The sequence below is a fragment of the Eubacterium sp. AF19-12LB genome, assembly GCF_003479125.1.
GTDB lineage: Bacteria > Bacillota > Clostridia > Lachnospirales > Lachnospiraceae > Eubacterium_U > Eubacterium_U album.
Genome location: NZ_QUGP01000014.1, coordinates 1 through 12052, shown reverse-complemented (window position 1 = coordinate 12052; position 12052 = coordinate 1). Strand labels below are relative to the sequence as shown.

General features: G+C 31.0%; 8 protein-coding genes. 5 read left to right on the top strand and 3 right to left on the bottom strand.

Features of this window, described 5'->3' with window-relative positions; translation table 11 throughout:
* Positions 1–4 precede the first annotated feature (4 nt).
* Positions 5–955, bottom strand: a complete 951-nt coding sequence (locus tag DWX29_RS11390) for an HD domain-containing protein (protein ID WP_118565889.1) — start codon at positions 953–955, stop codon at positions 5–7.
* Between the two features lie 124 nt (positions 956–1079).
* On the opposite strand from DWX29_RS11390, the gene DWX29_RS11385 reads away from it, so the two are divergent.
* The 3 genes from DWX29_RS11385 to DWX29_RS11375 all read left to right on the top strand — a co-directional run bounded on the left by DWX29_RS11385 (position 1080) and on the right by DWX29_RS11375 (position 5921).
* Complete coding sequence (locus DWX29_RS11385; protein ID WP_118565888.1) at positions 1080–3452, top strand: endonuclease MutS2; 2373 nt, start codon at positions 1080–1082, stop codon at positions 3450–3452.
* Between the two features lie 206 nt (positions 3453–3658).
* Positions 3659–4363, top strand: a complete 705-nt coding sequence (locus DWX29_RS11380; RefSeq protein WP_022088711.1) for a response regulator transcription factor — start codon at positions 3659–3661, stop codon at positions 4361–4363.
* Positions 4364–4490: 127 nt separating this feature from the next.
* On the top strand, positions 4491–5921 hold the full coding sequence (locus DWX29_RS11375) for a HAMP domain-containing sensor histidine kinase (RefSeq protein WP_118565887.1): 1431 nt from the start codon (positions 4491–4493) through the stop codon (positions 5919–5921).
* Between the two features lie 215 nt (positions 5922–6136).
* Here the strand turns inward: DWX29_RS11375 and DWX29_RS11370 are convergent, their stop codons facing one another.
* Entirely contained in the window at positions 6137–6883 is a 747-nt protein-coding gene (locus DWX29_RS11370; RefSeq protein WP_158562672.1) for a sporulation initiation factor Spo0A C-terminal domain-containing protein, read from the bottom strand.
* Positions 6884–7106: 223 nt separating this feature from the next.
* On the opposite strand from DWX29_RS11370, the gene DWX29_RS11365 reads away from it, so the two are divergent.
* Both DWX29_RS11365 and DWX29_RS11360 read left to right on the top strand, forming a co-directional pair.
* Positions 7107–7826 carry a helix-turn-helix domain-containing protein gene (locus DWX29_RS11365; RefSeq protein ID WP_022088714.1) on the top strand — a complete coding sequence of 240 codons (720 nt, stop codon included), beginning with the start codon at positions 7107–7109 and terminating at the stop codon, positions 7824–7826.
* A gap of 239 nt (positions 7827–8065) precedes the next feature.
* Positions 8066–8236, top strand: a complete 171-nt coding sequence (locus DWX29_RS11360; RefSeq protein WP_022088715.1) for a 4Fe-4S binding protein — start codon at positions 8066–8068, stop codon at positions 8234–8236.
* Between the two features lie 84 nt (positions 8237–8320).
* Here DWX29_RS11360 and DWX29_RS11355 read toward each other — a convergent pair.
* Positions 8321–12052 (bottom strand): fibronectin type III domain-containing protein (locus DWX29_RS11355; protein ID WP_147365054.1); only part of this gene is annotated, 3732 nt, incomplete at its 5' end.

Below are 12052 nucleotides of genomic sequence, written 5' to 3'. Positions count from 1 at the left end.
TCCTTTACTCGCTTGTCTTTCTGATATTTGTTTCCAGTAAGCGGTTATAACCTAACCATTCATCTGAAGACTTATTTGCATTAGCCTTAAACAATTCTGCCATTGTTTCCATCTTAGCATCTGTATTATCTGCGAAATTAAGAGCCATAGCTTCAACTAATGCCGGTTTCTTTGGTGAACCATATTCAAGTTCTCCGTGATGAGCCAAAATACAGTGCTTTAATTCCACTAACTGAGTTTTTGGAAATCCACTAATTGTTCTGGCAATATCTCCTACCATTTCTGAGCCCATAACTATGTGACCTAAAAGTTGTCCTACATCTGTGTAGTCATTTAATGGGAATGAAGATAATTCATATACTTTTCCAATATCATGACAAATTGCTGCAGTTATAAGCAAATCCTTATTTAACATTGGATACTGCTTTGTGTAGAATTCACACAATCTTGTTACTGAAACTGTATGCTCAAGTAAGCCACCAATAAATCCATGATGAACACTTTTTGCTGCTGAATGATTTTTAAATGCTTTAGCAAATTCCTGATTTTCTATAAATAATTTGCTAAGCAACTGCTTATAGTATGTATTCTCAACATTTGAAATAAATCCTAATAATTCATTAAACATATCATCAAGATTCTTATCTGAAACAGGCAAATAGTCAGAAGGATCATATTCTCCCTCTTTTGCCTTTCTTGCTCTTTTAATCGATAACTGTGTCTGACCATTAAATACAGTTACGTCACCACTTACTTCGACGTAATCTAATGCATCAAAATCATCTATTCCCATTGATCTTGGATCCCATATTTTGGCATCCAAAGAACCTGTCTTATCCTGAAGGATTACATTCTCATATTCTTTACCTGTCTTTGTCATTGCGACATTCTTTTGTTTACATAAATAAATTTCCTGAATCCTTTCGCCTTCTCTCAATGCTTCAATATATTTCATTTCTTCCTCTTTCTAAGCCAAATGGCCACTACACTAATTTTACTAAGGCATTTTTCCCTTTACCTTGCAACTGTTCTTTATTATAATTGATTATGAATTTAAATACAAGAATTGGAGTATTATCATGAACAAAAAGGTCTTAAAAACTCTTGAATATAACAAAATTATAGACAGACTTTCAGATTGTGCGTGCTCTGAGCTTGGAAAAGAAAAATGTCGCAAGCTTGAGCCGATATCAGATTTAAATAAAATAAAAAAATTACAAAAGGAAACTGCTGATGCTCTATCACTCGTGTGGCAAAAGGGAAGCGTATCATTTTCCGGATTACATGATATAAGTGCAAGTCTTAAAAGACTTGAAATTGGCAGTGCACTCGGTGCCGGAGAGCTTTTAAAAATCAGTTCTTTGTTAAAAATTGCCTTACGCATAAAAGCATTTGCACGTAAAGAAGATTCAGATGGTGAACCCAACAGTCTTGACCAATTATTTGACAGCATTGAACCTTTGTCAAACTTAAATTCTGAAATTACAGGTTGTATTCTTTCAGAAGATGAGATAGCCGATGACGCTTCAGCTAATTTGAAAAATATCCGTCGACAGATAAAGATTACTAATGATAGAATTCATTCTCAATTGAATTCAATAATTAATTCTCAGTCAGGGCGTACTTATTTGCAGGATGCATTAATTACAATGCGTGACGGTCGCTACTGTGTACCGGTCAAGCAGGAATACCGCAGTGCAGTTCCCGGCATGATACATGACCAGTCTTCAACAGGCTCTACTCTTTTTATTGAGCCTATGGCGGTTGTCAATTTGAATAATACACTTCGTGAACTTGCATCAAAAGAAGCTGATGAAATTCAGGTTATTTTAGCAAATTTAAGCATTTTATGTGCTGAGCATTTATACGAATTAAAAACAGATATGGATACTCTTGCTGAACTCGATTTTATATTTGCAAGGGCTATACTTGCTAAGAATATGAAAGCAAGTGAACCTATATTTAGTAATAATAAGCAAATTAATATTAAACAGGGACGTCATCCATTGCTTGACCCACATAAAGTAGTTCCTATTGATATACATTTAGGAAAAGATTTTACTTTATTAATAGTAACCGGACCAAATACCGGTGGTAAGACAGTTTCTTTAAAAACTGTAGGTTTACTTACATTAATGGGACAGTCCGGTCTTCACATTCCTGCATTTGAAGGAAGTATGTTAGCTGTATTTAATGAGGTATTTGCCGACATCGGTGATGAACAAAGTATTGAACAAAGTCTTAGTACTTTCTCTGCCCACATGGTAAATACTGTAAATATTTTAAACGAAGCTGACGAAAATTCTCTCGTTTTGTTTGATGAATTAGGCGCGGGAACTGACCCTGTAGAAGGTGCTGCTCTTGGAATTTCCATTTTGTCATTCTTAAAAAATATCGGAACACGCACAATGGCAACAACACATTATAGTGAATTGAAGTTATTTGCCCTTTCTACTGACGGTGTAGAAAATGCCTGCTGCGAATTTAATGTTGAGACTCTTCGTCCAACATATAAACTGTTAATTGGAATTCCCGGAAAAAGTAATGCTTTTGCCATTTCTTCAAAGCTCGGACTTCCTGATTACATTATTGATGATGCAAAGAAACGTATTGATTCAGAAAATGAAAAATTTGAAGATGTCATTGCAAAATTAGAAGAGAGCAAACTTACAATTGAAAAAGACCGTGAGGAAATTGCAGCCTATAAATCGCAAATTAAATCATTAAAGCGGGATTATGAATTAAAAAATAAACGTTTAGATGAACAACGTGAAAAAATTATTACTAAAGCCCGTGAAGAAGCGGTTGATATTTTAAAGGATGCAAAAGAATTAGCTGACGAGTCAATAAGAACAATTAATCAGGGCTCTAAATCTCATAATACAAAGGCTATGGAAAAATCCAGAAGCAAACTCGGCAGCAAATTAAAGGAAAACCAAAGCGGTCTTTCCATGAAAGCTTCCGCTGCAAAGAAAAAGCACAAGCCTTCTGAATTTAAAATTGGAACAGGAGTTAAGATCCTTAGTCTTAATTTAAAAGGAACGATTTCTACTTTACCAAATGCCAATGGAGACGTTAATGTACAAATGGGTATTTTAAATTCCAAGGTTAACATTTCTGATTTAGAGATTATAGATGAGCCTGATGTAAAAGCACCTGGTCTTGTCCGAAGCAGCACAGGTAAGATAAAAATGGACAAGGCTAAAAACGTAAAAATGGAATTAAATTTGATTGGCAAAACTGTAGATGAAGCTATATTTGAATTAGACAAATATTTAGATGACGCTTATATAGCACATTTACCTCAGGTTTACATAATTCACGGAAAGGGAACCGGTGCTCTTAGAAGTGCCATTCAGAATCATTTAAAAAATTTGAGTTATGTAAAATCTTATCGAAACGGTGAACATGGCGAAGGTGGTGCAGGAGCTACTGTTGTTACATTTAAATAATAACAATAATCGAATGTAACAATGAATATTATTTTTTAAGTTTCTGCCGTTACATTTAAATAAAAATATATACAATGTTTGTTCATTTATGTATGTTACACTTTATTATGTTAATTTATGCATATGAAAATGTTGCTTCTTTGCGAAAGCAACCGTATATGTATAAATAATTTCAAATATTTATGTGAATATTATTGGAGGATATTATGGTTAGTAAACAGAAAATTTTAATCGTAGATGATGATGAACATATTGCAGAGTTAATCTCTCTTTATTTAACAAAAGAATGTTTTGATACCCGTATTGAGCATGACGGACAGTCTGCAATCACAGCATTTAAGGAATATATGCCTGATGTTGTTTTGTTAGACATTATGCTTCCCGGAAAAGACGGTTATCAGGTATGCCGTGAAATAAGAATGGAGTCAAATGTACCAATTATTATGCTTTCTGCCAAAACAGAAGTTTTTGATAAGGTTCTTGGATTGGAACTTGGAGCAGATGACTATATGATTAAACCATTCGATTCTAAGGAACTCGTCGCAAGAGTCAAAGCTCTTTTACGTCGCGCAAACCAGACAACTTCTACTACTACCGGTGGAGCTGAAGTCGTTAAATTCCCAGACCTTACAGTTAACCTTTCTAATTATGAAGTAGTTTATAAAGGTGAAACTCTTGAAATGGCACCTAAGGAAATTGAACTTTTATATTTCCTTGCTTCCTCTCCAAATCAGGTATTTACAAGAGAACAGTTATTAGACAATATCTGGGGATATGAATATGCCGGAGACACCAGAACTGTCGATGTACACATTAAAAGAATTCGTGAAAAAATTCACGACAGCGACACATGGGCTCTTTCCACTGTATGGGGTATCGGCTACAAATTTGAAGTACACAGCAAAGCATAATTTATCAAGATGCTAGGGTCAAAAGGTCTAAGCCCACATGAGCTTGCTCATGAGTGGGTAAAGTACCTTGTGACCCGCCATTATAACAAATAAAGATTATGTTGCTATTTACAAATTGGAGATTACTATGAAGGATTCTATTCTTGAAAAATTTTTTATTGGTTATATTTCATTTGCAATTTTAGGTATGCTGATTATTACCTATTGGTCAACAAATATAACCTATAATCATTTGGTTGAAACAACAGCGTCGCAATTATACAGCTACGCTACTGTTGCTTCCAAAAATATTGCTGACGACTGCAACTATTCACTTTCAGATATTACTGATTTTGAACCATATGTGGAAGATTTTAATAAGATTTTAAATTCTGAGGTTTGGATTTTAGGTTCTGATTTTAACTTAAAGTATTCAAGTGATGGTTCTGATTTAACCTCTGATTCTTCAAAGTCAATTATTATTTCAAATTTTAATCCTGCAGATTATCAGAATGGAGGGCATTATCAGATTAGTAATATGTACAACATTTTTAAAACCGACATGCTTCATGTTGTCCACCCGATTAAATCTGGTTCATCAAGCCCTTACGGTTATATGCTTGTACATGTTTCCACAGCATCAATAAAATCTTCAAGTTACACCATAACAAAGATTTTTTATTTAACATATTTTATAATTTTATTATTGTCGTTAATTATTTTCTTCAATTTTGTTTGGTTTATATATGCACCTTTAAAGGATATAAGAACTGCAGCAATGCAATATGCTCAAGGTAATTTTGATTTTGATCCTATAAAAATATATTCAGATGATGAAATTGGTGATGTTGCCAACTCATTAAATTATATGGCAAGCCAATTAAGAGACAGCAACGAATATCAGCAAAAATTTATATCAAATATTTCGCATGACTTTCGTTCTCCTCTTACTTCTATAAAAGGTTATATTGAGGCTATTATGGATGGAACCATTCCACCTGAAATGCAAAATAAATACCTTGGAATTGTTTTATCTGAAGCAAACCGACTAGAGCATTTAACCAATGGTCTAAGAGATTTAAATGTTTGGAGCAACAAAGGTCCTGAACTTATTTTAGAAGACTTCGATGTTCTTGAACTCATTCATAGTTCTATAGAAACTCTAGAAGGAATGAGTTCAAAGAAAAATATTAAATTAACTATTGTTAATGAAGCGAAAAAAACTACTGTTAATGCCGATAAAGGTAAGATTGAACAGGTTATATATAATCTCATTGATAACGCCATTAAATTTAGTTTTAATGATTCTGAAATTATTATCAGACTATATAACAATCGTGGCAAATTATTCTGCGTTGTCAAAGACAATGGAATTGGTATTTCCCATGATAATATTAATAAAATCTGGCAGCGTTTTTATAAGACAGACTCTTCAAGAGGTATGGATAAAACCGGTTCCGGGATTGGGCTTTCCATTGTAAAAGAAATTATTTCAGCGCACAATGAAACTATTGATGTTATAAGCACCGAAGGAGTGGGAACAGAATTTATTTTCTCATTATCACTCGCAAAAAAATAATTTTAATTATAAAAACAGACATAATTACCTAATAATTATATAAAAAAAGAACCACTATTATTTTAAAGAATTGATAAATTACTTCGGTGTAAATTTACAAAGTAATTTATCAAATATGCTACACATACATCGCATTTCTTTTTAATAATAGCAGTTCTTTTTTGTCTTTTACCCCAATATAGCTTAAAGCATTCCCCATATAGAGTTTTGCCTAACTACCTATATGAATTAATTATGTATTGTGACATTGTTGCAATAAATTCTGAATTTGTTGGTCTTTTTCTTCCTTTATCTAAATTAACGCAAAATTTGTTTTTTAAATCACAGTCACTATTTTTATTCCAAGCAACTTCAATTGCATGTCTAATTGCCTTTTCAACTCGTTGCGGTGTTGAATCATATTCCTTTGCAATGTCAGGATATAATATTTTTGTAACTCCCTCTAGCACTCCCTGATCTTCTGTTGCTCTTTTTATTCCTGTCGCTACATATCTGTATCCTTTTAAACTTGCTGGAATACCTAACTGAATCAGTGAATTTGCAATTATAGAATCTACACTATAAATTGCACTAAATGTTTCACTATTTTTATTTTCTCCGATTATACGCTTAACTCTGTTCACTATTGTGTTTACATCATATGGCTTAACAGCAAAATAATCTATTCCCTTATCAAAGGCCTCCCTAACTATATTTTGTTGATTAATTACAGATGTAAGAATTATTTTTATATCATATTTGCATTCTTTTATATAATCAATAATACTAAATCCATCTATTCCTGTTAGCAGTAGTTCCATTATGACTATATCCGGATTATATTTATTAATTGCTTCCAATCCGTCTATTCCATTTTCTTCAACTGATACTACCTCAATGTTTTCTTCACACTCTAAGCTTTTACTAAGCTCCCATACTGCCTTCTTGTCATTGTCAATTACTACAATCTTGGTTTTACTCATTAAAACACCCCTTGCTCTCATAATATTTTATTAATGAATAAGTCGTATTTTCGCCTTATTCTGCTATATGATAAGCCACACCCCAAGCTTGTCACCTACAGCTAACTTGAATTTATTTAATTCTTATAATAAAATATAACTGTAACCAAAGTTATTTAAAAGAACTTAAATTGCACTATTTTAATTTTCTAAAATTTTAAAAAGTGCCATCGAAGGAACCAAAATGAATCTTAAACAATTTGACTTATTACAATATACTAACACTGTTGTAGAGACAATTAATCAGATTCTCAATGAAAGAAATTGGACTTTAAAGAAATTATCTGATGTTTCCAACATTTCATATGACACTCTAAAAAAACTGATGAGCGGTCATACCGGATGTCCTACAACATATAACTTAATAAAATTATCTCAAGCATTAGGTGTCTCAATAGATTATCTATTAGGACTTGACAGACATCTAAATATAGATTACACAAAGCTCCCTGAAAGAGCATGTAATCTAATTTCTGAAATAGCAAATTTTGAAACAAAATTGTACAACTTAAATCAACTTCAGGGCAAAACCTATATTCCTGTCATTGTTCCAACCGGTTGCATGGGAGACGAAATGTTATTTGACAGTTTTTATGCCGATTACATAGATGTTTCATCTTATGAGGAGGAATTCGGTTCATCTATGATGTGCGGAATAAAAGTCACTAATAAATCACTTCATCCGGCATACCTTAAAGACGATGTTTTGATTATTGCAAATGACCGTTCTCCTGCCTACGGAGAAACCGGTATTTTTCTTAAAGGACGTCATGTTTATATCAGAAAATATGAGTATGGCACTCCTTCCGTGCTTAAACCTGTAAATGGTTTTGGAAAAGATATTGTTGCTACTGACCCATCTGAATGGTATGTATTCGGGAGAGTGCTGACAGTTATTAGGTAATTTTTATAATGATAAATATATTAACTACAAAGTGATATTACTAAATGCGAAACAATAAATGAGTATTCTTTTACTTCTATCCGGATATGAATATTCTTTTTAATATATGCACATTTTTTCATATATTTTATAGGTCCATTTTTTACCTAAAATGTTTATTTTTCTCATCACTTAGATGTTGCAATATGTAATTATTTGTATTATTATTACTGTATAAAACTATAAAGGAGGCATACATAATGGCTTACAAAATTACAGATGGTTGCATCGGATGTGGTGCTTGTGAAGGAGCTTGTCCAGTTGGAGCAATCTCAAACGACGGTAGTGCTTGCGTAATCAACGCTGATCAGTGCATCGAATGTGGTGCTTGCACAGCAGCTTGCCCAACAGACTCAATCGTTTTAGACTAATTTAAAATCGGACGATTAATATTTAGAATCTAAATATTAGAAAAATATAAACAGGGTTGTCATTATGACAACCCTGTTTATATTTTATTTTGTTTTTTTCTTTTTAACTTTAGACCATTTTGAATAATATGTAATATTATTTTTAACTACATATGTTCTTATTCTAAAATAGTATCTTATATTTGGTCGCAACTTATTTATTTTCTTTGAACATTTCTTACTTACTTTAACATTTACTCTCTTGCCTTTACATTTTTTAGTTAAACCATACTGTATTTGATATCCTGATACATTTTTCGCTTTCTTCCAATATATTATCAATGATTTCTTTCTTCTAGATATTTTTACTATACTTGTATTCTGTATATCACATAACTTTTTTTCTGTTTCTATAGAAACTTGTTCATTATTGTGTTCACTATTAATCACTTGATTTTCTGCTTTATTTCTATCATCTTTTCTTTTATTAACATTTGTTTCTTCACTAGTTACCTGATTACTATCATTACTATTATCATTAATGATATATTTACTGTCATTTTTAATTGGAACAACAATTGTTTCTTTTTTTAATTTTCCCTCTTCTGTTGAACTTCCAACATATATAGGTACTATCTTTTCAATATTTGTTCCTTCTATTTCAATATGTAAATTTGTATCTCCATTTATCTTACCAAATACTTGTATTTCATAATTATTTTTATCATTTGCTTCTAATAACTCTCCAATAGCAACAATATTATTGTTTTCAGCATAAATCTTTATATTATCTCTTGTTGAACCATTTGTATTTAGTTTTATAACATGTTCCGTATTTAATCCAAGATATAAATAATCTATACATTCTAACATTATGTCACTTTTTGCATTATCTCTTAAATGCCTTTCATTTATAGCAATGCCATCGCTATTTAAAATTTCATCAGAGGCATATAGATTAATTTCATCTCCTTTTTGTATTTTTGTACTCGAATAATCCACTCTATACTCTTTTGCATATACATTTCCAATCGAATCCTTTTCTTCTGTATCATATGATAAATTAGATTCTATTACTTTTCCTTCCTTATCTGTAATTGTCATATTTTTTACAGTTTCAGGGTTCATATATTGATCAAATTCTATTATAGCAAAGGTTTCATATGCCTTAAAATTTATAACACTTGGTTTATTTAAATTTTTCATTTTAAGTAATACATTTGTTTGTATTGGTGGTACCTGCAACCATTCCGAATATGTAGTTTCATATCCTGCTTTCTCTGCCTTAACCTGCCAATATCCCTCCGGGACATCCCATGCATATGACCCTGAATCATCTGTAACTATTGGATTATACTGATCATATTCGTCTGCATTCCATAATATTGGCTTCTCATCCTTCAAATCATTTTTATAATAAATAGTGGTCTTTACCCCTGAAATTCTATTATTTGTAACTCCCTCATACACATATCCACTTGGATCAATAATCCATTTCAGGAATAAATCACTCAAACTGATTTTCCCTTGCAAATAGTCATCAAAATCTCCTGATTCTATAGACGGAAGTACATAATAATTTAATGCTAACAATGCTAATGATAAACCTACACCAACTCCGGTTCCAGCACACATATACGCAGTAATTCCAATTGCATTTGATAAATATGTAAACATTAATTTTTCAAAACTTATAGCTGCCATTTTTTGTAGTTGGGCACTTTTTGCCTGTTTTTGGGCTAATGTTAAATTTGGATTCATATATATATCCATTTTGGTTGTCATTAAATCAAAACAATCAACTCCAAAAGTAGCTGTTGCAAACATATCATTTGCTGCATATCCCACTAATGTTTTATCTATTCCTATTGCCTTACAAACTGAACTTGTTGCATTTTTGTTTGCTTGTTTCACTACATATTTATAAATGCAATTATCATTACTAGAAGGATCTATCATATATGTAATAATACTTTCTGGAGTGACTTCTGTTTTCATCATAAGTAAATCCTTGACAAAATCTCTTTCTCCCGTTACATATTTTTCAAATCCATATTTAGTTAAAGCATCATATACATCATTTGTATATGATGCAGAATCCCCTGAATGCATATTTATAGTCTTAATTATATCTCCTATTGCTTTAATATCTTTATCACTTAAATGAGTATTTATTTCATTTTCATCATTACTATACATTGATATCAAGCTATTGCTTGGAGATTTATTTAATTCACCTTGTAACTCTTCCGCATAATCATCAAATGATAATTTATCAAATTTATAGTTAATTTCATCACCACTACCTAATGTAATATTAGCCTCATAGTCACTATCAGAATCTTTTACCTGTTTTGCTTCAGCATTTTTCCATTGTTCAGGTATATTTAATTTATCAAATTTAGATAATTCAATACTACTATCACTATTTACTTTTGTTTTTTCCTCTAATTTATTTGTATAAATTATCGATAAATTACCTGGTACATACCTTGCATCATCACCAAAAAATCCTTCTGTAATATATGCTTTTTCTTTTTCGTTCCATTTAGCTTCTAATTTTTTTTCTTCTCCATCCCTATTGCTTATAACATATACATGACTTATTTTTTCTCTGTTTTTATACTTAATTTTAAAATTGTAATTTTTCCCAGGTTGAAATGTAATATATTTTATTTTGTCTGCATTAAGTATATTAAATTCATTGTAACCATTTTTATATTCATGTGCTTCAATATATAAAGATGCCTCTATTAATTTAGGACAATCTAATAAAGTTGTCACTTTTTTCGAAACAACCTTTTGTTTACCATCAGCACTTGTTGATTTTATTTCTATATCATATTCCTTATAAGCTTCTGGGTTAAGCAACTCAACATTTGTTTCAAATCGACCTGTTTTAGATATATTTATTGACTTATCCAACTTACCATCCACATATACATCTACATTTTCATTTTTAGGCCCTTCTCCTCTGATTAAAGTTTTTACTTTACTTTCACCTTCTGAGAAATTAATTTCATCACTTGTATCAAAAGAAATATTAAAACATTTTTCACTTATAGCCCCTATATTTTCGTTATATAACTTATTTTGCTTTTTGTATTCTAATTTTGCATAGCTTGATATTAAACAGCTTTTACCTAAATTTGTATATATAGTATATCTTCCATTTTCCTCTTCTATTGGCAACGTCACTACATTATCTGTTGAAATTGTAAATTCACTAGTATCTAGTATCTTATTATTGTATTTTATTCCTTTTATTGAATATTTTAATGGTAATTTTACTTTAAGCTGTCTTTCTTCACTATTTTCTAATGCATTATTTTTTAAGTAAAAATCTATATTTAATGCTACTTGTCCATCAGGAGTCACACTGTTTACAAAATATGTAGTTTTTTCTTTTCTTAATATACTATCATTATTACTTTGATCTATTGTATTCTTAAATTGAACATTTATATTCTTATCTATAAAAGTAAACATAGATTTTGAATATTTATTAACATATGCAACTACATCATTTACATTTTTAAAAGCTTCACCATTAATTTTTTCAATAGAATCACCAATATTCAATTTCGATAATTCTGTACAATCAGCAAAAACTCCTCTTTTTAGTTCATTAACTTCTGACATAATATTTACAAACTTTAAATTTTTGCACCCTGAAAATGCCCACTCTCCTATTTTCATTACGCTTTCCGGTATTATTATCTCTGTTAAGTTACCGCAATCAGAAAATGCTCCGTTTCCTATTGTTTCTATTCCCTCTGGTATTGTAATCTTTTCAAGTCCCGTACAGTTTTTAAATACATACTCTGTTACTGTCTT